The sequence below is a fragment of the Hymenobacter sp. DG25A genome, from assembly GCF_001280305.1.
Lineage (GTDB): Bacteria > Bacteroidota > Bacteroidia > Cytophagales > Hymenobacteraceae > Hymenobacter.
This window is the reverse complement of the sequence record NZ_CP012623.1, coordinates 2,535,245-2,561,676: the sequence shown is the minus strand read 5'-3', so window position 1 is coordinate 2,561,676 and position 26,432 is coordinate 2,535,245. Positions and strand designations below refer to the sequence as shown.

Genomic DNA, 26,432 nt, shown 5'->3' with positions numbered 1-26,432 from the left:
TGATAAGAACTTTTGCAAGCACCGTGCCATAACGGGAAACCGGGCGTTGAGGTTCAATCCGAAAAATGATAAGTATTGGCTGCCGCATAGCAGAAAAGCTCATTTTGGGAGTGAAACAGGCCTATTCAAATCAGGAGAAATACACTTGTTTTGTCCTCGGTTTTCGATGAAATCAGAGCTGCGTCACGGTTACCAATACATCGGTATTGCGGCCGTGGTCGTCGGCGCAGGAAATTTTTACCGGGCCGGATGGGGGATGGAAGAACACCCTTTCCGTGGCGGCCGCCGCTCGCAGAAACTGGTCGTTCACGTACCAATACACCTGCCGCACCTCATTATCGGTGGTGCAGCTGAGCAGGAGCTGCTGCTTTTCGTGGCTATTGAGTACGTATTCCGTATTGGCGGCGGGCGAGGTGATGCTGGGGGCCCGCTCCGGGCCCTCCTGTACCAGCTGGCATTGCGGGTTGTGCGCCGGCAACCGGCGGTACGGAATGCCCTGGGCTTCTTTGTAAGCGGCTATTTCGGGCAGCAGATTGGGGTACCACTCCCGCCGGAACCCGGCAGCCGGCGCGCAGGCCCGGCAATACGTGAATTGGCCATCGGCAGAAAGCAGCACTTCCCGCTGGTGCTGGCAGCGCTGCCCCGACGATACGCCGGGCAGGAAATAATCAATCAGCTGGTTGGGGCAGTTCTCCCCCGGTACCAGGCCCGACTCGGCACACACCAACCGAAAATCCAGCGCGGCGGGCGGCACAAACCAATCGTTGGGCGAATTATAGGCTACGGCATTAAACAGATCAAAGAGCAGGGGCGTGGCCACATCGGCGCCGGTGAGGGCGGGGCTGCCCTGGCCGCTGAAATTGCCCACCCACACACCAATAGTGTATTGTTTGTTGTAGCCGATGCTCCAGGCGTCGCGGCGGCCGTAGCTGGTGCCGGTTTTCCAGGCTACTTTGGGCAGACGCAGGCTGCTGGCCGCGCCCAGCGGCAGATCGGGGCGGGTAAGCTGGGCCAGAATATCGGTAGTAAGAAAGGCCGATGCCTCCGTAAACAGCCGGCTGGAGGCGGCGGCAGGGGCGGAGGTCAGCCGCAGGCCGGCGTAGCGGCCCCCGTTGGCCAGCGTTACATACAGGTTGGTCAACTCTTCCAGACTAGCACCGCAGCCCCCCAGAATACTACTCAGGCCCAAACGCGGGGCATTGCGGGTGATATTCTGAAAACCCGCCTGCCGGAGCTTATCCGTGAAGGCGGGCACCCCCAGCTCGTGGAGCACGCGCACGGCCGGGATGTTGAGGGAATAGGCCAGGGCCCGCTCCAGCGTTACTTCGCCATTGCAGTGCTTGTCGAAGTTCTCGGGCCGGTAGCCCTGGAAGTTGGTGGGTACATCGGGCAGCATGCGTTTGGGCGTCACCAGGCCGCGGTCCATAGCCAGCGCATACAAAAACGGCTTCAGCGTGCTGCCCGGCGAGCGAACCGCCTGCACGCCATCATTCTGACCCTGGTTGGCGAAGTCCCGGAAATCGGCGGAGCCCACGTAGGCCTCTACCTGCCGCGTGCGGTTGTTGATGACCAGCACCGAGGCCTGAGTAATGCCCCGCTCATAGAGGCGGCGCACGTAGTTACGCGTGAGGTCTTCGGCCTTGCTTTGCTTGCTGCTACTAAGCGCCGACCGGATAATGGCCTGCTGAGGAAACTGCCGCACCAGCCGGCGCGAAAAGTGCGGCGCCAGCGCCGGGGCGGCATGGCGCTGCACGTCCAGCGGCTCCAGCAGGGCATCTTCCACATCCTGTTTCGGAAATAACCCGGCTTTGGCAAAGCGCCTGAGCCAGCGGTTGCGCTCCTGCAGCACCGCCGCGTTGTTTTTGCCTAAAATCAGGCCGCGCGGACGGTTGGGGATAATGGCCAGCGTGACGGTCTGGGCCAGGGAGAGGTAATCAGGCGGCTGCTGGAAGTAGAGTAATGCTGCTGATTTAACGCCTTCCACATTGCCGCCATAAGGCACCAGATTCAGGTAAAGCTGCAGAATCTCGGCCTTGCTGTAGTGCAGTTCCAACTGGGTGGCGCGCAGCATTTCCAGCAGCTTATTACGGAAGGTGCGCTCCTTAGGCTCCAGCAGCCGCGCCACCTGCATAGTAATGGTGCTGGCCCCGGTGGTGCGGCCCGTGCCAAACACGTTGCGCCCGGCTGCCTGCACCAGCGCTACGGGGTTCACGCCTACGTGCCAGTAAAACCACCGGTCCTCTTTTTCTATAATAGCCTTGCGCAGTGCGGGGGTGATTTCGCGCAGCTCGGTTTTCATCCGCCACTTTTGGGTGGGGTTCAGGTATGCATGCAGCACCGAGCCATCGGCTGCCAGCACGATAGGGGAGTACTGCGGGGGCGGCGGCACCGGAAAAAGCCGGTCGAGCAGAAAGCCTGTGCCAACTACCAGCAGCAGCCCCAGCCCATACCGCCGCCAACGCCACAGCGCGGAAGAAAGGAATGCTAAAAATGCCCGGTAGTTCACCCTTGCAAGATACAGCACTGCCTTTATGAGCAAATACTATATCAGCGTAGCGTTGCTTTAAACCTCCGAAAGCCGGGCCTACTGCCATCCATCCTTAGAAAACAGAAAGCCCGACCCCAGGATCCGGGGTCGGGCTTTGGTAAGCAGTAAAGCAAAGGAGGACTACTCCGCCTTGATCTTCGACTTCTTCTTCTTGTTTTTTGCCTTTTTCACGTCAGCAGGCTGCGTTGTTGCAACAGCATCTGCTGAAACCGCGGTACCCGTTTGCGTTTCTACGGTAGTTGTGGTAGCCGGAGCCGTCGTTGCAGCAGGCGTGGTTACGGTTGTATTCACGGTGCCTGTAGCATCGAGAACGGCAGTACCTACCTGGGTTCCCACTGTAGTGCCCTGAGTAGGCTGGGTAGTGGTGGTAGTGGTAGTGCTGGTTTGAGCGTTAGCAGCAGTAACACCGGTTACGAGGAGTGCGGCAAGAACAAATACCTTCTTCATGGGTAAGGGATGAGGTGAATTTTTCGAAATGACCGGTCAGCCATTTCGACCTCGCCTTGAACGCGGGTATCTTTCCATTGTTATATCATACCCGAATTATACACTTTGCTTCAGCAGTTCGTGCAACACCGTCTGCATGGAAAACACCCGGTTGCCGGCCTCCTGAATCACCAGTGAGTTAGGCGAATCCAGAATGGCATCCGATACTTCCACGTTGCGGCGCACGGGCAGGCAGTGCAGGAATTTGGCGTGGTTGGTGCCGGCCATGTGCTCGGGCGTCAGCATCCAGGAAGGGTCGTTGCTGATAACCTGGCCGTAGTCCTGGTAGCTGCTCCAGTTCTTGGCCTGCACGAAGTCAGCGCCTTCTAGGGCCTTCTTCTGGTCGTACTCAATGCGGGCGCCTTTTGTGAACCTGGGGTCCAACTCGTAGCCCTCGGGGTGAGTGATGACGAAGTCTACCCAGTCTACTTCCGAGAACCAGTCACAAAACGAATTGGGCACGCACTGGGGCAGGGCGCGCACGTGTGGTGCCCAGGTCAGCACCACTTTCACGCGCTCCTTCTGCTTGTGTTCCGCTACCGTAATCAGGTCGGCAAAGCTTTGCAACGGGTGCAACGTGGCGCTTTCCAGGCTTACCACGGGCACGGTGGCGTACTTCAGAATCTTGTTGAATACTTCCTCGCTGTAGTCGGCCTCGCGGTCCTTGAGCGTGGGGAAGGTGCGCACGCCCAACACGTCGCAGTACTGGCTCATTACGGCAATGGCCTCCTTAATGTGCTCCTGGGTGCCGCCGTTCATCACCGCGCCATCAGCCATTTCCAGCGTCCAGGAATCGGCGCCGGCGTTGAGCACCCAGGCCTGCGCGCCCAGGTTATAGGCCGCCTTCACCGAGCTAAGCCGGGTGCGCAAGCTGGGGTTAAAGAAAATCAGCCCCACGGTTTTGTTCTTGCCGATGTGCTGGTAGCCAAACGGATTGGCCTTGATTTCCAATGCTTGTTGCAACAGGGCTTTATAGTCGCCCGCATCGGCGAAGGAGGTGAAGTTTTTCATTTTGGTTGAAGAATGGCTAAGGCCTAAAGCTAAAAAAGAACGTCATGCTGAGCTTGTCGAAGCATTTCTACCGCTTCGTAGGCCAGTCAGCCGCGCCATGTTTCTAAGTTGATGGTTTCCCAGTGGGGATTAAAAGCTGTAATCAACGCATCCTTCTTACTGCGCGTCCAACCTTTCAACTGATTTTCCCGCGCAATAGCCTGTTTAGCATCCGGGCAAAGCTCAAAGTACACCAGCAAATCCGTCTGATACCGTCCAGTAAACTTACCCACGTCGCCCCGGCCGCTGCTGTGTTCATAGAGGCGGCGCGTCAAGTCGTTGGTGACACCGATGTACAAGACGGTTTTAGTCGGGTTAGTCAGGATGTAGACGTACATGGGGCCACTATACGAAGAAAATCAGAACGTCATGCTGAGCTTGTCGAAGCATCTCTACCGCTTCGTCCTCACGACAGGAGTTAGCCAGAGGTAGAGATGCTTCGACTGCGCTCAGCATGACGTTGTTTTTTCCTTTGATCCGAAGCTTTGCCTTACATGGCCTTATACTCGTTCCAGCTCTTGATCTTCAGGTCCTGCATGTCCAGGGTGCAGAAGGCCTGAATGAAGGCCTTGGCCAGCCTCGCGTTGGTCAGCAGCGGAATGCCGAAGTCCACGGCCGTGCGGCGGATGGTGTAGTCGTTGTCCAGCTCGCCCTTGCTCAGGTTCTTGGGGATGTTGAGCACCAGCTCAATCTTCTTCTCCTTCAGACAGGTCAGCACGTTGGGCTCCTGCTGCTCGTCGGGCCAGAAGACCAAGTGGCTGGGCACCTGGTGCTCGGCCAGGAAGCGGTGCGTGCCCCCCGTGGCGTAGAGCGCGAAGCCGTGCTGCACCAGCAGGCGGGCCGAGTCCAGCAGCACCAGCTTGGAGAGCAGCGGGCCGCTGGACATCAGCACCGACTTTTGCGGAATCTTATAGCCCACGCTGAGCATGGCCTTGAGCAGGGCCTCCTCGGCCGTGTCGCCCAGGCAGCCCACCTCGCCCGTGCTGGTCATGTCCACGCGCAGCACCGGGTCGGCGCCGGGCAGGCGGGTGAAGGAGAACTGCGGGGCCTTTACCCCCACGAAGGGCAGGTCGTAGACCAGCTCGCTGGCGTCGCGCGTGACCTTCTTGCCCAGCAGCACCTGCGTGGCCTTCTGAATCAGGTTGTGGCCCGAGACCTTGCTCACGAAGGGGAAGGAGCGCGAGGCGCGGATGTTGCACTCAATGACGCGGATTTCGCGGTTTTTCTCCAGGAACTGGATGTTGAAGGGCCCGCTGATTTCAAACCGTTTCGCAATCTTCTCGGCAATGATTTTGAGCTTGCGCACCGTGCCCACGTACACGCGCTGGGGCGGGTAGTACATGGTCGCGTCGCCGGAGTGCACGCCGGCAAACTCCACGTGCTCGGAAATGGCGTACGAGACAATCTCGCCCTTATCAGCTACCGCGTCCAGCTCGATTTCCTTGGCCTCCTGGATGAACTCGGAGACCACCACCGGGTACTCGGCACTGACCTGCTTCGCAGCTTTGAGGAATTCTTCCAGCTCGAAGGCATTGGACACCACATTCATGGCCGCGCCTGAGAGCACGTAGCTGGGCCGGATCAGCACGGGGTAGCCCACCTCACCCACGAAGGCCAGCATGGCCTGCAGCGAGGTCAGCTCCTGCCAGCGGGGCTGGGCAATGCCCAGCTCATCCAGGATGGAGGAGAACTTGTGGCGGTTTTCGGCCTGGTCAATCATGGCCGCGCTGGTGCCCAGGATGGGGGCCTGCGCGTCGGCCAGGCGGGTGGCCAGGTTGTTGGGAATCTGCCCGCCCGTACTCAGAATCACGCCATTGGGCTGCTCGAAGTCCAGAATGTCCATGACCCGCTCAAAGCTCAGCTCCTCAAAGTAGAGCCGGTCGGAGACGTCGTAGTCGGTGGAGACGGTTTCGGGGTTGTAGTTGATGAGAATGGTTTTGTAGCCTTCGGCCGCCGCCGTCTGCACGGCCTGCACCCCGCACCAGTCAAACTCCACGGAGGAGCCGATGCGGTACACGCCCGAGCCCAGCACCAGCACGGACTGGTCGGTTTCCGGCGCCAGGTCGTGTTCCGTGCCGTGGTAGGTGGTGTAGAGGTAGTTGGTCTGGGCCGGGAACTCGGCCGCCAGCGTGTCAATCTGCTTGATGACGGGCAGCACACCCAGGGCCTTGCGGCGGGCGCGCACGCGCAGCTCATCGGCTTTCACGTCGCCTTCGCCTAAGAGTTTGACCGCTATTTGCTGATCCGAGAAGCCGGCTTTTTTGACGTCGCGCAGCAGCGCGGTGTCCAGCCCGTCGAGGCCGCCGTTGGTACGGCCTTCGGCCAGCTTTTGGCCCAGCTCAAAGATGGTGGACAGGCGCTGCAGAAACCAGTGGTCAATCTTCGTCAGCGCATGCACCTGGTCCAAGGTGTAGCCCGCCTCGAAAGCATGATTGATGGCGAAGATGCGCTCCTCGTTGGGCTCGCTGAGCAGCTGGTCGATGGCGGCATTATCCAGCTCGTCCTCCGGGCGGTTGGCTACGAAGCCGCGCTTGCCCGTGTCGAGCATGCGCAGGCCTTTCTGGATGGCTTCCTCGAAGCTTTTGCCGATGGCCATCACCTCGCCCACGCTCTTCATGGCCGAGCCGATCTGCCGGTTCACGCCCGCGAACTTGCCCAGATCCCAGCGCGGCAGCTTCACCACCACGTAGTCCAGGGCCGGCTCAAAGAAGGCCGAGGTGGTCTGCGTCACGCTGTTCTTGAGCTCGGCCAGTGAGTAGCCCAGGCTGAGCTTGGCCGCCACGAAGGCCAGCGGGTAGCCCGTGGCTTTGGAGGCCAGGGCCGAGGAGCGCGAGAGGCGCGCATTCACCTCAATGACGCGGTAGTCCTCGGATTTCGGGTCCAGCGCGTACTGGATGTTGCACTCGCCCACGATGCCCAGGTGGCGGATGGTCTGAATGCCAATGCGGCGCAGCTTGTGGTACTCCCGGTTGGAGAGCGTCTGCGAGGGGGCCACCACGATGCTCTCCCCGGTGTGAATGCCGATAGGGTCGAAGTTCTCCATGTTGCAGACCGTGATGCAGTTATCATAGGCATCGCGCACCACTTCGTACTCCACTTCCTTCCAGCCCTTCAGCGACTCCTCCACCAGAATCTGGTCCGAGGTGGTGAAGGCTTTCTGGGCCAGGGCCCGCAGCTCATCCAAGTTATTGGCAAAGCCGCTGCCCAGCCCGCCCAGGGCAAAGGCGGCCCGCACGATAATGGGGAAACCGATCTGCGCACCGGCGGCCAGCGCGTCCTCCAGCGTCGTGACGGCCACGCTGCGGGCCGAGAGCACGCCAATCTGCGCGAGCTTTTCCTTGAAGATGTCCCGGTCCTCCGTGTCGATGATGCTCTGCACGGGCGTGCCCAGCACGCGCACGTTGTACTGCTCGAACACGCCGGCCCGGTACAGGGCCACGGCGCAGTTCAGCGCCGTCTGCCCGCCAAAGGCCACCAGAATGCCGTCGGGCTGCTCCTTTTTGATGACTTCCTCCACGAAGTAGGGCGTCACGGGCAGAAAGTACACGTCGTCGGCCAGGCCCTCCGAGGTCTGCACGGTGGCAATGTTGGGGTTGATCAGGATGGTGCGGATGCCTTCCTCTTTGAGCGCCTTGAGGGCCTGCGAGCCGGAGTAGTCGAACTCGCCGGCCTCGCCGATTTTCAGCGCGCCGGAACCGAGGATAAGCACTTTGGTGGGTTTGTTCATGCTAGGTGCGCGTGGGGTTTGCCCCATGCTTTTTTGGGAGCAGAAGACTAATCTTTAAAAAATTCGACCGGCCTGTTAGAGCGGCTATTTACCGGCTTTATACTCGGCCACTGCCTTCAGGAAGTCATCGAACAGAAACTCCGTGTCCTGGGGGCCGCCGGCGGCTTCAGGGTGAAACTGCGTCGAAAAAAACGGTTTCGACACGTGCCGGATGCCTTCGCAGGTGCCGTCGTTCAGGTTCTCGAACAGCACGCGCCACTCGGCCGGCAGCGTGGCCGGGTCGACGGCGAAGCCGTGGTTCTGGCTGGTGATGTAGCAGTGCTGCGTGCCGGTGAGCCTGACGGGCTGGTTATGGCTGCGGTGGCCGTACTTGAGCTTGAACGTGTCCCCGCCCGCGGCCAGGCCCATGAGCTGGGAGCCCAGGCAGATGCCGAAGATGGGCTTGTCCTGCTGCAGGGCTTGCTGCAGATGCTGGATGGTAGCGGTGCACATCTTCGGGTCGCCCGGGCCGTTGCTGAGGAACAGGCCGTCGTATTCCAGGGTGGTGAAGTCGTAGTCCCAGGGCACGCGGATGAGCTCCACGTCGCGCTCGAGAAAGCAGCGGATGATGTTGGTCTTGGTGCCGCAGTCCACCAGCACGATTTTATGCTGGCCGTGGCCGTAGCGGGTGACCTGGGTGGGGCTGACCTGGGCCACCAGGTTATCGAGGTTGGGGTCGTGGAAGGGCACATCTTCCTCCGCTACAATTTTGCCCAGCATCGCGCCTTTCTCCCGCAGCTTCTTGGTGAGCATGCGGGTATCGACGCCGAAGATGCCGGGGATGTTATACTCTTTGAGCCAGTCGCCCAGGCTCTTGGCCGCGTTCCAGTGGCTGTGCTCCTGGGAGTAGTAGTTGACGACCAGGCCGGCAATGTGCACCTTGTCCGACTCGAAGATCCGGGAAATCGACTCGTAGAGCTCCTCGCCGGGCACGCCGTAGTTGCCGACCATCGGGTAGGTGAGCACCAGAATCTGGCCGGCAAAGGAGGGGTCGGTCAGGTTTTCCGGGTAGCCGGTCATGGCCGTGCTGAACACCACCTCGCCCGCGGCCGAGGTAAAGGCCCCGAACGATTGGCCCTCGAGTTCGGTGCCGTCTTCCAGAATGAGTTTTACTGTTTGGGTCATTGGGTGTAGCGCTGAGCTCCGGCTCGGCGTACGAGCGGAGCGAGTTCCTCGCGTTAGAATGTGATGAGGTGGTTGGGAATTGTCCTAACGGTGCGGTTCCACATACTCGCTGCGCTCGTGCGCCGAGCTGGAGCTCAGCGCTACAAGTGTATACAGCGCCTGCAAAAACCGATCAACCTCCGCTTTCGAGATGTTCAGCGGCGGCAGCAGCCGGAGGACCGTAGGATCGGAGGCATTGCCCACGAAAATGTGGTGTTCCGACAGCAGCTTGTCGCGCACGTCTTTGATGGGAAAGTCGTATTTAATGCCCACCATCAGGCCCCGGCCCCGGATTTCCTCAGCCCCGGCATTGGCTTCCAGCTCCGAGCGAAGGTAGTGGCCCATTTCAGTAGCATGGGCCAGCAGGTTTTCCTGCTCAATAACTTCCAGCACGGCTAGGGCGGCGGCGCAGGCCAGGTGGTTGCCGCCGAAAGTGGTGCCCAGCAGGCCGTAGGAGGCTTTCAACTCCGGCGCAATCAGGATGCCGCCGATGGGGAAGCCGTTGCCCATGCCTTTCGCCACCGAAATGACATCGGGGCGGATGCCGGCGTGCTGATGCGCGAAGAACTTGCCGCTACGGCCGTAGCCGCTCTGCACTTCATCAGCAATCAGCAGCGCGCCGTACTGCTTGCACAGCGCGGCTAAGCCAGTCAGGAACTCATCAGAAGGCATGATGATGCCGCCTACCCCTTGAATGGGCTCGATAATAGCCGCACAAACGTCGCCGCCCTGCAGCACCTGCTCTACCGCCGCCAGGTCGTATTCCACAAAGGAAATGGCGTGGTCAGCATTAAAGGGGGCTACGATTTTTGGATTATCGGTAGCGGCTACCGCACCGGACGTACGGCCGTGGAAAGCGCCTTTAAAGGCTACCACGCGTTTTTTACCGGTGTGGAAGGACGCCAACTTCAGGGCATTCTCGTTGGCCTCGGCGCCGGAGTTGCACAGGAACAGCGAGTATTCTTCGTAGCCCGATACCTGCCCCAGCTTGTGCGCCAGCTCCTGCTGAATCGGGATCTGCACCGAATTGGAGTAGAAACCGATGTTCTGCAACTGCTCGGTGAGGCGCTGCACATAGTGCGGATGGCTGTGGCCGATGGAAATAACGGCGTGGCCGCCGTAGAAATCCAGGTATTCCTGGCCCTTATCGTCCCAGAGTTTTGCCCCCAGCGCCTTTACCGGCGTGATGTTGACGAGCGGATATACGTTGAAAAGCTCCATAGTATAGAAGTGACAGCTGAGAGGTTAGAACTTAGAGGCAGTCGTCAGAAATCAGAAAAAGAACGTCATTCCGAGCGCAGCCGAGGAATCTCGCGTGCTGATGTTGCAGTAGTAATCCGGACGTCAGCACGCGAGATTCCTCGGCTGCGCTCGGAATGACGTTCTAGTGGGTTAGAACAGTCCTGCTTTCAAATTCAAGCCCGTCGTTTCGGGCAGGCCGAAGAGCAGGTTCATATTCTGGATTGCCTGGCCGGAAGCGCCTTTCACCAGATTGTCAATAACCGAGGTGATAAGCAGCTGCTTGCCGAATTTCTGCACGTGCAGCAGGCATTTGTTAGTATTTACTACCTGCTTCAAATGAATTTCCTTGTCCGAAACCGTTGTGAACGGCGCATCGGCGTAGAACTTCTGGTACAGCGCCCGCGCCTCCTCCTGCGTCAGGTCCGACGGTGTATAAACGCTGGCGAAAATGCCGCGCGAGAAGTTGCCGCGGTAGGGAATGAAGTGGATGTCCAGCTCCAGCGGCGTCTGCAGCTGTGCCAGGCTTTCCCCAATTTCGCCGAGATGCTGGTGCGTGAAAGGCTTGTAGATGGACACGTTATTCGTGCGCCACGAGAAGTGCACCGTCTCCGACAAGCTCTGGCCCGCACCCGTGGAGCCCGTAATGGCCGACACATGCACATCATCCGTCAGCTTGCCGGCCTGAGCCAGCGGCAGCAAGGCCAACTGTATGGCCGTGGCAAAACAGCCGGGGTTGGCAATGCTCTGGGCCTGCTGAATGCGGCTTTTATTCAGCTCCGGCAGCCCGTACACAAACTCGCGGCCATGAAACTCGGCGTCGGCTTCCAGGCGGAAGTCGTTGCTCAGGTCGATGATGTGCGTGGTTTCCGGCAGCTCGTGCTTTTCCAGCCACGCTTTGGAGTTACCGTGGCCCAGGCACAGAAAAACCACGTCCTCATCACCCACTAGCTCCGAGGCAAATACCAGGTCGGTTTCGCCCACCAAGTCGTCGTGTACCTGGTACACGGGGTTGCCGGCGTTAGAGGAGCTCACAATGCCGCCCAACTCCACAAACTCGTGGTGCAGCAGAATACGGATCAGCTCCCCGGCGGTGTAGCCGGCGCCGCCCACGATGCCAACCTTAATTTTCATCGTTGAAGGAGGAGTGAATCCGCAGCTGATTGCTGAAGATTTTGATGAAGCCTTTGGCGTCGCGGCCGTCCCAGGCGTCGTTTTCTTCGCCGTAGGTAGCCACTTTGGAACGCATCATGTCATATTTCGACTCGATGCCCTGCAGCTCGAACTGGTACGGTTTCAGCGTCACGAACACCTTGCCCGATACCCGCTCCTGCGACGAGGTGAGGAAAGCCTCGAAGTCGCGCATCACCGGGTCGAGGTACTGGGCCTCGTGCAGCAGCGTGCCGTACCAGTTGGCCACGTAGTCCTTGTGCAGCAGCTGCCAGCGCGAGGACGTGTGCTTTTCCAGCAGGTGGTGGGCTTTAAGCAGGATTAGCGGCGCAGGGGCTTCGAAGCCCACGCGGCCTTTGATGCCCAGAATGGTGTCGCCTACGTGCGTGTCGCGGCCAATGGCGTAGGCGCCGGCCAGCTCATTCAGCGCCTGAATCAGCTCCACTGGGTTCATAGCCTTGCCATTCAGCGCTACTGGCTCGCCTTTCTCAAAGGTTACTTCAATGTTCGTAGGCTCGGTTTCGCTGAGTTGGGTGGGGTAGGCCGACTCGGGCAAAGCCTGATGCGAGGTCAGCGTTTCGACGCCGCCCACGCTGGTGCCCCAGATACCCTTGTTAATGGAGTATTTGGCCTTTTCCCAGCTCATCTCGAAGCCGTGTTTGTTGAGGAAGTCAATTTCCGCTTGGCGCGAGAGTTTCAGGTCGCGGATGGGGGTGATGATTTCCGTGTTGGGCGAAATCACCGAGAAAGCCACGTCGAAGCGCACTTGGTCGTTGCCGGCGCCGGTGCTGCCGTGGGCAATGTAGTCGGCCTTGTGCTCCCGGGCGTACTCGGCCAAAGCCAGCGACTGGAACATCCGCTCCGCGCTGACGCTCAGCGGGTAGGTGTCGTTCTTCAGCACATTGCCAAAAATAAGGTAGCGCAGGCAGTCGTGGTAGAAACGCTGGGTCACGTCAATTACCTCGTGCTTCGTGGAGCCCAGCTCGTAGGCCCGCTTCTCGATGGCAGCCAGCTCTTCCTCGGAAAAGCCGCCGGAGTTGACGATAACCGTGTGCACCTCCAGACCCAGCTCGCGGGTGAGGTACACAACGCAGAAAGACGTATCCAAACCGCCGCTGTAGGCGAGAACTACCTTTTTCATTAGTGCTGTTGAGGTTCTTCGATGAAGTTGATGGTTTCCTGGGGCTGCTGGGCAAATTGGTCGTTGAGGTTATCGTAGACCATGCCGGTGCACAGGCACATTTTGCGGTTGTTGTCCTGCAGAATCTGGTAGTTTTTGCAGCTACCGCAGCCTTTCCAGAAGTCGTCGCTCTGGGTAAGGTCCTGGAATGTAACCGGGCGGTAGCCCAGCTCGCTGTTGATCTTCATCACCGGTCCGCTGGTGGTAATGCCGAAGATTTTGGCCTGCGGATACTTGGTGCGCGACAACTCAAACACACGGTGCTTGATGGCGCGGCCCAGGCCTTCCTTGCGCAACTCGGTGTTCACAATCAGACCCGAGTTGACGACAAATTTGTTGTCCTCAAAGGTTTCGATGTAGCAGAAGCCAGCCAGCTGGTCATCCAGAAAGGCAATGATGGCGTCGCCGCGCTCCATCTTCTTAATCAGATAGTTGGGGTCGCGCTTGGCGATGCCCACGCCCCGTTGCTTGGCCGACTGCTCGTACCATTGACAAAGCGTTTCCACATACTGCGCGTCGGCAGCATTCGCAACTCGTAGAATCATGGGAAAAGTGACGATGGGGCCTATCCGGAGCGGAAACGGCAGAATATCGGAGGGAAATAGCAGATGCACGGAGGCAAACCGTCCGCAGACGGAGTTGCCGCAACCACTTCCGGGAAGGAGCAGTAACCGGGGAACGTGCCAGAAAAAAAGGAGGATAGCGGAGCGAAGACGCGCGTTAGCGTCGCGCCAGGCGGGGACATACTTTCACCCGCGTTGGAAATAAACTCTTCGGCCTACACTCGTGTCAGTCAGTTGTCGTGGATTTCTCTTTAGGTTCCTCCGCTCTTACGCGAGCGGGCTTCGTCGGTTCGCAGTTCGCTGAGGAACGCAGGACGAGGTATTGCAAGCCAGCGGTTAAGCTGGCATTATTCGCACCAGTAGGGCAGTACGACGCGTAAGGGCAATAGAAGAGAGACGAATCATGACAAGGACCAGTACCGCAGGGCGGTGGATGGGTTTCTGCGTCTAAAATGCGTTAGACCCTGAAATCGTTGCAAAACTAGACGTTTTTTTTCGGAAACTTTGCTGGATCAGTCCAAAAAAAATGAGCGGCCAGTAAAATATCATACTGCCGCTGGTTCTCGTTTTAAATAGAAATTTGGGCGTTTTGGTGCCGTGCGCGCCATTTTTCTTTCACCTCGATAATGAGTAACATCCTGAAAATATTCAAGATTGGTGGCGGTATCATCGATGATGAGCAGCAGCTACGGCTTTTCCTGGCCGAGCTGGCCCAGGTGCCCGAACAAAAGATTTTGGTGCACGGCGGGGGCAAAGGAGCCAGCCAGATGCTCACCGATCTGGGCATTGCGCCGAAGATGGTGCAGGGCCGCCGCATTACCGATGCCGCCACGCTGGATATCGTTACCATGTTCTATGCCGGCAAAACCAACAAGCAGATAGTGGCCCTGCTCCAGAGTTACGGGGTAGATGCGCTGGGCCTATCCGGGGCCGATGGCAACGCCATCCGGGCCACCAGGCGCCCGGTACAGGAAATCGACTACGGTTTTGTGGGGGATTTGCCCCTGGACAGCATCAACACCGGGCTGGTAAATCAGCTGCTGCGCGCCGGCCTCACACCCGTATTCTGCGCCATTACGCACGATGGCCAGGGCCAATTGCTGAATACCAACGCCGATACCATTGCCAGCACCCTGGCCCGCGCCCTGGCCGATTTGTACGAAGTGGAGCTGCACTTCTGCTTCGAGAAAGACGGCGTGCTGGCTGATATCAACGACGAGCAATCTGTTATTCCGCGCATCACAGCGGAGCAGTATCAGCAGCTGAAAGCCGAAGGCGTTATTGCGGCCGGCATGGTGCCCAAGCTCGATAATGCCTTTGCCGCCCTGGCCGCCGGTGTGGAGCGTGTGGTTATTGAAAATGCACTGAAGATCAACGAGCCGGTCAAAACCATCCTATGTCAGCAGTAAGCCCCTCGCTGGCCGAAGAGGCCATTCAGCTGCTGATTCAGCTGATTCAGACACCTTCCTTCTCCCGGGAAGAAGCGAAAACGGCCGATTTGCTGGTGGCATTTCTGACGCGCCATGGAGCGCAGCCCCAGCGCAAAGGCCACAACGTGTGGGCCCGCAACCGCCATTTCAACCCCGCCAAGCCCACCATCCTGCTCAACTCCCACCACGATACCGTGAAGCCCGGCGCCACCTGGACATACGACCCATTCGGCGCGGTGGTGGAAGAGGACCGGCTCACGGGCCTCGGCAGCAACGATGCCGGCGCCTCAGCGGTAAGCTTGCTGGCTACGTTCCTGCATTTCTATGAGCAGGAAAACCTGCCCTACAACCTGATTTGCGCCATTACGGCCGAGGAGGAAATTTCCGGGGCGGGAGGCATCCGCAGCGTGCTGCCGGAGCTGGGGGAAATTGCCCTGGGCATTGTAGGCGAGCCTACCCAAATGGACCTCGCCATTGCCGAAAAAGGCCTGGTGGTGCTGGATTGCGTGGCCCACGGCCGCACCGGCCACGCCGCCCGCGAGGAAGGTGAAAATGCCCTCTACAAAGCCGTGGCTGATATTCAGTGGCTGAAGGATTTTCGCTTCCCGAAGGTATCGGAGTTGCTGGGCCCGGTGAAAATGACCGTTACGCAAATTCAGGCGGGCTCCCAGCACAACGTGGTGCCTGACCGCTGCACCTTTGTGGTAGACGTGCGCACCAACGAGCTGTATTCTAACCCGGAAGTGGTGGAGCTGGTGCGCCAGCACGTCAGTTCGGAGGTGACGCCGCGCTCCACGCATTTGAACTCCTCGCGCATTGCGCCGGAGCACCCGCTGGTACAGCGCGGCATGGCGCTGGGCCGCCGCACGTTCGGCTCCGTTACGCTGTCGGATCAATCAATGATGCCATTCACCACCGTCAAAATCGGCCCCGGCGACTCCGCCCGCTCGCACACGCCGGATGAGTACATTCTGCTCAGCGAAATCCGCCAGGGAATCCAAGGCTACGTAGACCTGCTGACGGGACTGGAATTGTAGCCAGAGCCAATCTTAACCGTCATGTCGAGCTTGTCGAGATATCTCGCGTGGGGTCATTGCCACAGTAACTGTCATGCTGAGCTTGTCGAAGCATCTCTACCGCTTCTTCTGGGAATACCAACACAACGTCAGCACGCGAGATGTCTCGACAAGCTCGACATGACGTTCTTTCATAATAAAACCACGGCCAGTTGCGCTGTAACGAATAACCAAGCATGAAAATCTGGGACAAAGGCATTGCCGTTGATAAGAAAATAGAGCAGTTCACCGTGGGCCGCGACCGGGAGCTGGATATGTACCTCGCGCGCTTCGATGTGCAGGCTTCCAAAGCCCAGGCGAACATGCTGGCCAAGGCCGGCTTGCTTTCCGAAGCCGAAAACCAGCAGCTACAACAGGGCCTCACGGAGCTGGCCGCGCAGCTGGAAGCCGGCACGTTCACCATCGAAGAAAGCTTTGAGGACGTGCACTCCAAAATCGAGTATTACCTGACGGAGAAATTCGGCGACGCAGGCAAGAAAATCCACACCGCCCGCTCCCGCAACGACCAGGTGCTGACGGCCATTCAGCTCTTCCTGAAAGATTACACCGAGCGCGCCGCCGCCCGCACGCTGGAGCTAGTAGAGGTGCTGCTGCGCAAAGCCGAGCAACACCGCACCGACCTGATGCCCGGCTACACCCATTTTCAGGCCGCCATGCCCAGCTCTTTCGGCCTGTGGTTTTCCGCCTACGCCGAGCACCTGCTGCTGGACCTGGCCCTGTTCGAAGCCGCTCACACCGTAGCCGACCAAAACCCTCTGGGCTCCGGCGCCGGCTTTGGCAGCTCCTTCCCGATAGACCGGTTGCAAACTACCCAGGAGCTGGGTTTTGGTAACCTGGCTGTGAGCAGCGTGGGCGCGCAAATGCTGCGTGGCAAAACGGAAAAAACCGTGGCGTTTGCCGTGGCTGGCATGGCCGCCACCCTCGCCAAAATGGCCTACGACCTGGTGCTGTACAACTCCCAGGACCTGGCCTTCGTGGAACTGCCCAAGGAGTTTACCACCGGTTCCAGCATCATGCCCCACAAGAAAAACCCCGATGTGTTTGAGCTGATTCGGGCCCGCTGCAACGCGCTGCAGGCGCTGCCCAACACGCTTATGCTGGCCACCAGCAACCTGCCCAGCGGCTACCACCGGGACTTCCAGATTCTGAAGGAAATCCTCTTCGAGCCGATGACGCAGTTTCTGGATATTCTGGACATCGTGCTGTTCGCCCTGCCGCAGCTAAAAATCAAGCCCGACTTGCTGAACCAGGCGAAATATGACGCAGTATTCTCCGTCGAAAATATTAACCAGCTTATCCAAACTGGCACACCGTTCCGCACCGCCTACAAGCAGGTAGGGCAGGCCGTGGAAGATGGCAGCTACGTGCCGCACCGCGAGTTTCATACCACGCATTTAGGCAGTGTACACAACCTTGGGCTGGAAGAAATTCAGGCCAAGGTGGCGCGGTTTAAACAGGGAAGTAAGTTGGTAGAATAAATTCTCTCTGTCATCCTGAGCTGTGCGAAGGACCTTCCTCGTCTTTGTGATGAGCTAAAATAAATGCACAAAGCCCTTTTCCGTTTGCGTGGAAAGGGCTTTGTGCTTTAAAAGCACTTTTGTGCTAGCAGAGAGGAAGGTCCTTCGCACAGCTCAGGATAACAACGGGGAAATAGTTAGTTGTTCTATTGCTAAGAGTGATTTTGGGTTTTGGTAAAACTCCCTTCCGTCATGCTGAGTGCAGTCGAAGCATCTCGCGTGCTGCTGTTGTGGTAGTAACTATTTACCACACTAGCGAGATGCTTCGACAAGCTCAGCATGACCATTTCCAGGCATGCACTTAGTCCTGGCGCACTAGGTAGCGCACCACTATTGCATTCTGAAACTCCAGGGCCAGAGCATCCCCGTCAATAGAACCAAGTTTTGGTGTTATGCCTATATAATATGCCCAATATTTTCCCTCCTTAAGATCAGGCTGGCCGAGCAAGGCGGCTACTTGGGATTCGGTTAGGCCGATAATCGGGTGTGTCGTCTGCAAGTCCTTCACCATCTCATAGCGCTTTGTGGCATTGCTTGTCCAGCCGCTGGTGGTAAAGTCCCGTTGCGGATAATACAAGTAGGTGCGAAGGGCTAAGTATAAACCCACTGCACAGAGCAAAGGCACCGCCAAAAAAGTGGTGAGAACAGCCAGAAGGTTAGGATGCTTTTGTTGGGTCCAGTAGCGCTGAAATAAGCGGCGAATGATTAAAAAAGAAGCCAGACAGATCAGGCCAAGCAGAAGCAGGGTGCCGGAATAGATAAAGGTGTTTACCCAATTCATAAGCCTGGAATACAGTACTAAACAAACGCTACCGCACCCGCACCACGCCCGCCCCGCTATAGCTGTGGTACTCGGCATTGTACATAGCATCGGCACTCACAGGGCCTAGCTTGAAGGTGCCTTTGGATACCGCGCGGCAGAGGTAGTAGAAGGATTTGGGTTGGGCGGTGGCGGTGGTGAACAGGTTAATCCGGTCGTCGCGCACGTCTAGGTAGTCGGGCTGGGCGGCATCGGTGGCCCAGGCCAGCTCGCGCACGGCCCCGATGCGTGGGTTTTCGATTTCCAGGCCCGCGGGCAGCAGGTCGGTGATGGCCACGTTCTTGATTTCGCCGGCCGCGCCGGGGGCCTGTAGGGTGATTTTGACTACCACCAAATCGTTCTGACGAAAGGTGGGCGCGCCTACGGGCTGACCGGTGCGGGTGAGAAAGGTGCGGCGCACCTGCAGGTAGGCGTCTTCCTCGCGCACCTGCCCGCTGGGGCTGATGCCTTCGGTTTCCCAGAAGTAGTACAGGCTGCCCTGACCCTGGGTGCGGAGGGCCAGCTGCCGGTTGGCCACGTTGGTTACGGTGAGGTCTTTGCCGGAGAAATTGCCAATGGCTTTGCCGTCGGCCAGCAGGCTGGCGGTTACGGTGCTGCCGGCGTTTTTCCTGGCCTGCTTGCCTAGAGCCAAGAGGGAGAAGGCGCGCTCCTGGGTGTTGAGCCAGCTGGCCCGCTTTACCTGCCGGCTTAACTCGCGGGCCAGGCCGGGGATTTGTGGGTTGCCAGGGTCGGCGGCCAGCAGGGCGTTGAGCACCAGGGCCTGGTCGCGGATGGGGGAGGAGAAGGAGTTGCCCAGCTCGCGGGCGGCGGCGGTGGGAGCAGCGTTGTAGCGACTGGGCACCGTGCTTTGGTAGCCGCGCTGGTTGCCGCTTAGGGCAAACGCAGCGGCCAGCAGGTAGCGCGCATCGGAAGTGAGCAGCTGGCGGTTGGCTTTGTAGTAGTTCAGGCCGGTGGCATCGGGGCGGCCGGCCAGGGCCAGCACGTAGAGCGAGTAAGCGGTTTCGCGCTTGGCCTGGGCCAGGGGCTGAATCTGGCCGCTGGTGAGGATGACGTTGTAGGTTTCCATTTCCCGTTTGCGCACGCGGGCCTGCAGGTAGCGCAGCACCCGGTCCAGTACCGGCTCATTCACGGCAAAGCCGGCTTGCTTGGCTTCCAGCAGGAAGTGAGCGGCGTAGGCCGTGGACCACCAGTTGTCGAAGTCGCCGCCGGGCCAGTAGCTGAGGCTGCCGTTGTACATCTGCTGGGCTTCTACCTTACGGATGGCTTCCTGCACGTGGTAGTTTGGATTGAACATACCCGCCTTCGAAGTACCGGTTTTCTGCCCCAGCGTGGCGGCCAAATCACCGTAATACAGCTGCGGAAATGCCGCCGATACGATTTGCTCCAGGCAGCCGTAGGGGTATTGCAGTAGGTAGCGCAAATCCCGGGCAAACTCCGTCATCGGGGAGCGGCTCACCACCAGCTGACTCCGCAGGGAAGAAGGCAGGAAATCAGTTTTTAGATTCAACTGCTGACTGGCACCACCTGCTACCACACCCGCGCCGGTGCGCTTCTGCAGTGGGGAGGCGGGCCGTATGGGTAGTTCGATGGTTTCGGTGAAGGTTTCGTTCCCCGATTTAAAGCTCATCGTAACGGAAGCATTTCCGATTCGGGATTTGGCAAAAAGTCGGAATAGAATTCGTCTTTCTGCGCCAGGTTGCAAGCTGGCTGCTTGTGACTTGCTGTTCGGCAGTGTCTTGTCCGAAATGTCTTCATCATTGACGACCTCCAATGGGCCGTTTAAATCCAGCATTACATTCGCAATGCCAGCTAGGGGCTTACTAGTCGTATTCGTCAGCGTAACGGGCATAACAATCGTGTCGCCAGGGCTGAGGAAGCGGGGCAGAGCGGTGCTGATAACTACCGGGTCGGCCACACGCATAGTGTGTTCGGCGGAGCCGAAGGCATCGTCTTTATAAGCCACAGCCATGATGCGCAGGGCGCCGCTGAATTGCGGTACGCGCACTTTGTAGCGCACCTTGCCGCTGGCATCGGCGGTGAGTACGCCGCTCCATTTGGCCACCATCTTCACGCGGCGGTTGGGTACGGGCGTGGTGCGGCGGGCCAGGTCACCCACGTCGCCGCCGGTGCTGCTGGTACCTAGCTCGGGCAGTAGAAAGGGATACACGTCGTAGGCCTGCACTTCCAGGGTGCGCTTCTGGTAGAAGTAGCCGTGTGGGTCAGGCGTGCGGTAGTCCTTCATCTGCAGAATACCCTCGTCTACCACCGCCAGCGTCACTTTGGCTTTAGGCGCAGTGCTGACTTCAATGGTTTGCCAGGTTTGCGAGCGGCTTTGCGCGGGCGCTTTGATGGCGACTTTCAGCCTAGCCTCGGGCTTTTCCACTATCAGCGGCACAAAGCCCCGGGCCACGGTAAGCGGCAGGCGGTTGTCTTTGATTTCGCGGATGGCGGTGGCCGTTACGTACACATTGGGCACGTGGCCGGCGCGAATAGGAATGCTCACGCGGGCCGATTTCTCGTCGGTGTTCACGTAGAAATGGTCCAGCACCCTGTCCCGCTCCACGGTTACCAGCACGCGGCCGGGGAAGGGTGTTTTCAGCAGCAGATGGGCCGTTTCCCCGGGCTGGTATTTGGCTTTATCGGCTTCAATAGTCACCTCGCCCTCGTTGTTTACTTCGAAGGAATTACTCTGCGTATCACCGTAGCCGTAGGCGTACACGCGCCGGGCCACATAAGTGCTGGCGCCGGGCCGGGAAACCCGGATTTCGTACTCGCCGGAGTAGTTGGGCGCGAAGTTGAGGCCGGCATCGGCGCCACCGCTGGGAACTGTTACAGTGCGGCTGAGCACCACCTGCTCGCGCTTCTGCGAGTTGTAGATGTAGCGGCCGCCCTGGCGCTCAATTACGGTTTCCCAGAGCAGGCGCACCACCTGCACGCGGGCCTGGGCCGTGGTAGGTGCGCCGGCCGGCGTGAGGGCCACCAGCCGCACCGGCAGCTGGGTGCGCGTGGCTACCAGCTCGTCCATGTTTTTTACCCCGAACATCACTGGCTGGGTCTGCACTTCAAATGTGGCGAGGCGGTTTACAGGCCGGCCGGTTTCATCGAACACAGTGGCAAAGGCCGCGCCTTCCAGCGTGCCGAGGTCAGTGTAATCAGGCACTTCGTAGGTGGCGGTGCCGCGGCCGTTGGCGTCGGTGGTGCCTTCGCGCATGGTCTTTTCAAAGCGGGCTGAAATCGGGGTGGATTCCTGCTCGCCGTAGCTGCCGCGCTGCTTTTCGCCGCTGTTGATGGCGAAGGTGTAGTCGGGGTAGTTTTTGGGGGCGAAGGACTTTTCCTTCAGCGAGAATTCTACTTCAAACTTGCGGTCGGCGGCGGGCGGGCCGAAGAGGTTCTGGGCGGTAATCAGGGCCGAAACGGTCTGGCCGGGCTTGGCTACGGCGCGGTCGGTTTTCACCGTCACCTTCATGCGGTCGGGAATGAACTCTTCCACGCTGATTTTGCGCGAGGTGAGCAGCACGTCGTTGCCGGTCAGTACTTCCAGCGTGTAGATGCCCGTCATCACACTGGGCGGCAGGATAAAGCTGGCTTCGAAGGTGCCTTCCGAGGTGAGCTGCTTGCGCAGGCTGGCGTACTCCTTGCCGGTGGGCAGCAGCAGCCGAATCTTGACGGGGAGCTTGGTCGGCGGGTTTTTCCAGCCTTCGGTGCGGATAATGGTGTTGGTGCGGATGGTGTCGCCGGGGCGGTACAGGTCCCGGTCGCCGTAGAGGAAGGCCTGGTGGCGGGCGGCATTGCTTTGCAGGCCGCCCACCTCAAAGCGGGAGGTTTCTACGCGGCTGCGCGTGAGGTCCAGAAACGTGAAATCAGCCTCCTTTTGCGCCACCAGCATGCCCAGCTTAAAGCGGCTGTTGGCGGCCGTGCTGTCGAATCTGGCCACGCCCTCGCGGTTGGTGATACCGGTGCCGATGACCTGATTATTCGTGCTCACATAGCGCACTTCCACGCCGGCCAGCGGCCGGGCATTGCGGATGGAATTGGCGAAAACCAGCGTGCTGCCGGCCTTGCCCTGCTTTACAATCAGCCCGATATCCGACACGGTCACCAGCTTACTCACCTGCAGCCACTGCCGCTCGGTGTCCTGCACTTTCACAATGTACAGGCCCTTCATACCGCCCGAAAACTCCAGGTCTTTCAGACTCAGATTCAGGAGCCGCAGCCCTTGCTCTTTGGGCAGTCCGTCCACGGTATAGGTGCGCTCAGAGAGGACGTTACCCAGAGTTTCGACATCGTAATACTGGAAGGAATGGTCTACGTATTCACCTTCCTCACCTTCTTCGCCTGCCGTTTCATCGTACTCCGGGTAGCCGTATTGGGGGCCGCCGCGCAACAGCTGCTGAATGTTGTTGGCGTAAACTTTGGCAATGGTCACTTTCACTTTTGCTACCTCGTTGATGCGCACGCCCAGGTTGCGCGTGCCCAGGGCATCGAGGTACATGGCTTTATCGGCGGAGGCAAACTGAATGCTGGGCCGCTCATCGGAGAAGCTCACGGTTTGGGTGGTGGTTTCGGCCAGCTGCCCGCCCAGCGCGCCGCGCAGACCCTGGCGCAGCGTTATCTGGTAGCTTTTGCCCACCTCAAACCCGCCTTTCAGCGCCACGCCGCTTTCCAGCTCCTCTATCTGAAAGGGCACCTGCGGCGTTACCGTGAGGCTGCTCTGCAGCTCCTGCTGACTGACAGGCTGGTTGGTGAGAATGGTAATGGTGGCCTCGGCGGTTTCCATATTGCCGGTGATGGAGCGCACCTCCAGGGCCTGTGGGTCGGGTACGGTTACTTCGGCGGAGTAGTCGCGGGCGGTGGGCTGGTCGCTGCCCACGGCGTGCAGGCCAGGGGCCAGCGCTACCGTCAGCGGGCTGCCGGTGCGCACCTGCTGGGTAAGGTGCACGCTGATGCTCTGGCCAGGCTCGGCGCTGGGTACTTCGAAGGCTACGGGCTGGCCATCCTGCGTGAGCCGCAGCAAAGGCTTGACATCCGTGGGGCGTACGGGGTAGTTGAAGGGTAGCTCCACGCGCATTTCCGCCGTGCCGGCAGCCCGCGCCGAGCGGCCCCAGAATGCCTGGGGCGGATTCAGCTGCAGATAGGGCGTATGAAATTTCCGGCGGTTCTCGGGGAGCGAAACGCTGCGCTTGTCGGCGGGCAGGTTTTCGGCCAGCAGCTCGGCGGTAAAGGTGGTGCTCGGCCGGAAAGGGGTAAGAGGAGAGAAAATCAGCTCCCGCTCACTGGTCCACTTGAATTTGCCGCGCACGGCGGGCTCAAACTTCACGTACTGAATAGTGTCCCAGCGGTCCTGTTGGTCCTTGCCTACCACATCCTCGTCAAACTGAAATACCAGATTCTGGTATGGGTCAATTTCCTCGCCGTTGGCATCGGAGCCGGAGGTGGAACCGGTTTTGGAGCAGGCAACCAACAGGGCCAGCAACACCAGCAGAGGCAGGCGAAAAAGGATCCGACGCAACATGAAATAGGGAATAGGAAGGATAGCGGCGGAAAGGTATAGAAAATGAGGAATGAATATGGATTTAGAGGGATATAATACCCAAGGATAACCGGCATCCTATTTCATGCGGAAGTAGCAAGGTTTCTACCTTTGCTTATTCATCAGCCTTTTATGTCCAGCACTATTCTCACAGTTCCCGGCCTGGGCAGTTCCGGCCCGCTACATTGGCAAAGCCAGTGGGAACAGCATTACGGCTACCGGCGCGTAGAGCAGCACAACTGGGACCAGCCGGTTTATGCCGATTGGGTTATGCAGCTGGAAGCAGCAGTAGCGGCCGCCGGCCCCAACGTAGTACTAGCCGCTCACAGCCTAGCCTGCGCTACCGTGGCGCATTGGGCCCGTACCACGCAGCTGACCCTTGCGGGAGCTTTGCTGGTAGGCCCCGCCGACGTAGACCGCCCGGATTTCCCGACCGAAGCCGTGGGCTTTGCGCCCATGCCGCTGCAGAAGCTTCCTTTCCCCAGCATAGTAGTAGCCAGTACCAACGATGAATACGTGACCCTGGCCCGTGCTCAGCACTTTGCCCAGGCCTGGGGCAGTCGTTTGGTGAATGTGGGAGCCAAGGGGCACCTCAATTCCGATTCGGGACTGGGTTTGTGGCCGGAAGGGCATGCCTTGCTGCGGGAACTCATAAAATAAAGTATCCGGCGGCAGCTTATTGCAGTACAGTAACCATGCTTTCCCACGCCCACGAAATCTTTCTGGAAGTAGCCCGGGAGCTGAGCTTTACTAAAGCCGGCCAGACGCTCTTTCTGAGCCAGTCGGCGGTGAGCAAGCAGGTAAAGGCGCTGGAAGAATACTACAAAACCGGCTTGTTTGAGCGGCTCGGCAATAGCGTGGTGCTCACGTCGGCCGGCGAGCTGCTGTACCAAAAGCTGCTTCTGGCCAAGCAGCTGCAGCATGAGCTGCACCAGGAATTCACCACGCTCAGCAAAGACTTCTCGCCGCAAGTGCGCATGGTTATCGGGGCCAGCACCACCATTTCGCTGTATATCATTCCGCCGGTGCTATCGGCCTACCTGGGCAAGTTTCCGAACACGCAACTCACCCTGAAAAACCGCAATAGTGAGAACATCCTGAAAGCGTTGCTGGAGCATGAAATTGACCTGGGAATTATTGAAGGCATCCATAAAGTCAGCAACGTAACGTACACGCCTCTGCTGACGGACGAAGTAGTAGCCGTCTGCTCAGCGCGCAATCCGCTGCACCGGGAAGGGCTGGTAGCGCAGGACCTGCGGCAGATTCCGGTGGCCCTGCGCGAATCGGGGTCCGGCACGCTGGCGGTGCTGGAGGAAGCCTTGGCCGCGCGGCACATTAAGCTCACCGATTTGCGGGTAAAAGTGCGACTGGGCGGCACCGAGGCCCTGAAGAACTTTGTGCGCGTAGATACCTGTCTGGCTTTTCTGCCCCGGCAGGCCGTGATGAAAGAGCTGGCTTCGGGCGAGCTGATGGAAGTGCCCGTGCGCGACCTGAACCTGATTCGTCACTTTGATTTTGTGCAGCGTAAAGGCACGGAAAACAATGTGCCGTACAAAAACTTCGTGCAGTTTGCCCGGCGTCACTATTCTAAATTGGAATAGGCTATTCCAAATAGCCATTTGTTTTCGGAATAGGCTACGGAGAGTTTTGCGTTGATACAAGCGCTATGAACACTCTCCTCGATACTACTACCCGCCTTCAGCAGTTGCATTGCGCAGCCTGTAAAACGCCTTACTCGGCTTTCAGCTTGCAGCATGTTTCGCCCTGTTGCGGCCAGCCTTTACTGGTAGATTATGCCCTGCACGAGCCGCTTTCCCGCACGGAGGGAATTAACCAGGCGGAGAATTCCATGTGGCGCTACCGGCCGCTCCTGCCTCTTTTGGATGAGGCAAACCGGGTGAGCCTGGGCGAAGGCTGGACGCCGCTGTTGGCGCTGCCCCGGCTGGGTGCCCACCATGGCTTACCTAATCTGCTGCTGAAAGACGAAGGCCAGAACCCCACCGGCTCCTTTAAGGCGCGGGGCCTGAGTATGGCCATTTCCAAAGCCAAAGAGCTGGGCGTTACCGGCTGCATTATTCCCACGGCCGGCAATGCCGGGGTAGCCATGGCCGCCTACTGCGCCCGGGCGGGCCTGCGCGCCGTGGTAGTGATGCCCCGGCACACGCCCAAAGCCTTTCAGGAGGAGTGCTACTGGTATGGCGCCGAGGTGCACCTAGTGGATGGGCTCATCAACGACTGCGCGGCCCTGGTCCGCCAGCTGAACGCCGATAATGCCCTGCTGGACGTTTCAACCCTGAAAGAGCCCTACCGCTTGGAGGGCAAGAAAACCATGGGCTACGAGCTGGCCGAGCAGCTGAACTGGCAGCTGCCTGATGTGCTGCTATACCCCGCGGGCGGTGGCACGGGGCTCATCGGTATCTGGAAAGCTTTTCAGGAAATGCAGGCCCTGGACTGGCTGCCGGCTGATGCCAAGCTGCCTCGCATGGTAGCTGTGCAGGCTGCCAGCTGCTGCCCCCTGATTGAAACGCTGGCCGGGCGGCAGGCCAACTGCCACACCTATATGGGCCAGGCCACTATTGCCAATGGGCTGGCCGTGCCGCGGCCCCTGGGCGAGCCCCTGATGCTGCGCGTGCTGCAGGAGTCGCGGGGGACGGCTATCAGCATTACGGACGAGCAGATGCTGGAAGGCATGCGCGAGCTGGCCCGGCACGAGGGACTGTTTGTGGCGCCGGAAGGCGCCGCCGTCTGGATGGCCGCCCGCCATCTGCTCCAAACCGGCAGTATACAGCCCCAGGAGCAGGTGGTCTTGTTGAATACCGGCTCGGCCCAGAAGTACCTGGAAAATGTAGAAGGCCGGTATCAGGGGTAAGCGGCGTGGTGCGCTCCGGCAGGC

18 protein-coding genes are annotated in these 26,432 nt (G+C 59.2%); 6 read left to right on the top strand and 12 right to left on the bottom strand.

Features of this window, described 5'->3' with window-relative positions; genetic code table 11:
* Positions 1–172: 172 nt before the first annotated feature.
* From pbpC to AM218_RS10900, 10 genes are all read right to left on the bottom strand, one after another.
* On the bottom strand, positions 173–2,524 hold the full coding sequence (pbpC, locus tag AM218_RS10945) for a penicillin-binding protein 1C (RefSeq protein WP_231717475.1): 2,352 nt from the start codon (positions 2,522–2,524) through the stop codon (positions 173–175).
* A gap of 144 nt (positions 2,525–2,668) precedes the next feature.
* Positions 2,669–2,995: a hypothetical protein gene (locus AM218_RS10940; RefSeq protein WP_054413898.1), complete on the bottom strand. Its 327-nt coding sequence runs from the start codon at positions 2,993–2,995 to the stop codon at positions 2,669–2,671.
* A gap of 96 nt (positions 2,996–3,091) precedes the next feature.
* Complete coding sequence (locus AM218_RS10935) at positions 3,092–4,045, bottom strand: N-acetylornithine carbamoyltransferase (RefSeq protein WP_054413897.1); 954 nt, start codon at positions 4,043–4,045, stop codon at positions 3,092–3,094.
* Positions 4,046–4,131: 86 nt separating this feature from the next.
* Complete coding sequence (locus AM218_RS10930; protein ID WP_054413896.1) at positions 4,132–4,422, bottom strand: GIY-YIG nuclease family protein; 291 nt, start codon at positions 4,420–4,422, stop codon at positions 4,132–4,134.
* Between the two features lie 152 nt (positions 4,423–4,574).
* Positions 4,575–7,811: a carbamoyl-phosphate synthase (glutamine-hydrolyzing) large subunit gene (carB, locus tag AM218_RS10925; protein ID WP_054413895.1), complete on the bottom strand. Its 3,237-nt coding sequence runs from the start codon at positions 7,809–7,811 to the stop codon at positions 4,575–4,577.
* Positions 7,812–7,895: 84 nt separating this feature from the next.
* Positions 7,896–8,975 (bottom strand): glutamine-hydrolyzing carbamoyl-phosphate synthase small subunit, encoded by a 1,080-nt coding sequence (gene carA, locus AM218_RS10920; protein WP_054412240.1) that lies wholly within the window; start codon positions 8,973–8,975, stop codon positions 7,896–7,898.
* An 84-nt stretch (positions 8,976–9,059) separates the two neighbouring features.
* On the bottom strand, positions 9,060–10,235 hold the full coding sequence (locus tag AM218_RS10915; RefSeq protein WP_054413894.1) for an aspartate aminotransferase family protein: 1,176 nt from the start codon (positions 10,233–10,235) through the stop codon (positions 9,060–9,062).
* Positions 10,236–10,406: 171 nt separating this feature from the next.
* Positions 10,407–11,387: an N-acetyl-gamma-glutamyl-phosphate reductase gene (gene argC, locus AM218_RS10910; RefSeq protein WP_054413893.1), complete on the bottom strand. Its 981-nt coding sequence runs from the start codon at positions 11,385–11,387 to the stop codon at positions 10,407–10,409.
* Positions 11,377–12,564, bottom strand: coding sequence for an argininosuccinate synthase (gene argG, locus AM218_RS10905; RefSeq protein ID WP_054413892.1), 1,188 nt, complete (start codon positions 12,562–12,564; stop codon positions 11,377–11,379). The genes argC and argG overlap by 11 nt, the downstream gene beginning before the upstream one ends.
* A complete protein-coding gene (locus AM218_RS10900; RefSeq protein ID WP_054413891.1) occupies positions 12,564–13,148 on the bottom strand; it encodes a GNAT family N-acetyltransferase in 585 nt (194 codons plus the stop codon). The genes argG and AM218_RS10900 overlap by 1 nt, the downstream gene beginning before the upstream one ends.
* Before the next feature lie 644 nt (positions 13,149–13,792).
* On the opposite strand from AM218_RS10900, the gene argB reads away from it, so the two are divergent.
* The 3 genes from argB to argH all read left to right on the top strand — a co-directional run bounded on the left by argB (position 13,793) and on the right by argH (position 17,150).
* Positions 13,793–14,575 carry an acetylglutamate kinase gene (argB, locus tag AM218_RS10895; RefSeq protein WP_054413890.1) on the top strand — a complete coding sequence of 261 codons (783 nt, stop codon included), beginning with the start codon at positions 13,793–13,795 and terminating at the stop codon, positions 14,573–14,575.
* Complete coding sequence (locus AM218_RS10890) at positions 14,563–15,633, top strand: M20 family metallo-hydrolase (protein ID WP_054413889.1); 1,071 nt, start codon at positions 14,563–14,565, stop codon at positions 15,631–15,633. The genes argB and AM218_RS10890 overlap by 13 nt, the downstream gene beginning before the upstream one ends.
* Before the next feature lie 215 nt (positions 15,634–15,848).
* On the top strand, positions 15,849–17,150 hold the full coding sequence (gene argH, locus AM218_RS10885) for an argininosuccinate lyase (protein WP_054413888.1): 1,302 nt from the start codon (positions 15,849–15,851) through the stop codon (positions 17,148–17,150).
* 340 nt (positions 17,151–17,490) lie between these two features.
* On the opposite strand, the gene AM218_RS10880 is transcribed toward argH, so the two are convergent.
* Both AM218_RS10880 and AM218_RS10875 read right to left on the bottom strand, forming a co-directional pair.
* The gene (locus AM218_RS10880) at positions 17,491–17,970 is read right to left on the bottom strand and encodes a hypothetical protein (protein WP_054413887.1); all 480 of its coding nucleotides are present in this window, start codon (positions 17,968–17,970) and stop codon (positions 17,491–17,493) included.
* A 28-nt stretch (positions 17,971–17,998) separates the two neighbouring features.
* Positions 17,999–23,521 (bottom strand): alpha-2-macroglobulin family protein, encoded by a 5,523-nt coding sequence (locus AM218_RS10875; protein WP_054413886.1) that lies wholly within the window; start codon positions 23,519–23,521, stop codon positions 17,999–18,001.
* A gap of 150 nt (positions 23,522–23,671) precedes the next feature.
* Here AM218_RS10875 and AM218_RS10870 point away from each other — a divergent pair, with 150 nt between their 5' ends.
* From AM218_RS10870 to AM218_RS10860, 3 genes are all read left to right on the top strand, one after another.
* Complete coding sequence (locus tag AM218_RS10870) at positions 23,672–24,199, top strand: RBBP9/YdeN family alpha/beta hydrolase (RefSeq protein WP_054413885.1); 528 nt, start codon at positions 23,672–23,674, stop codon at positions 24,197–24,199.
* A gap of 35 nt (positions 24,200–24,234) precedes the next feature.
* Positions 24,235–25,140 carry a LysR family transcriptional regulator gene (locus tag AM218_RS10865; protein ID WP_054413884.1) on the top strand — a complete coding sequence of 302 codons (906 nt, stop codon included), beginning with the start codon at positions 24,235–24,237 and terminating at the stop codon, positions 25,138–25,140.
* Positions 25,141–25,205: 65 nt separating this feature from the next.
* Positions 25,206–26,408, top strand: a complete 1,203-nt coding sequence (locus AM218_RS10860; RefSeq protein ID WP_054413883.1) for a threonine synthase — start codon at positions 25,206–25,208, stop codon at positions 26,406–26,408.
* Positions 26,409–26,432: the final 24 nt, after the last annotated feature.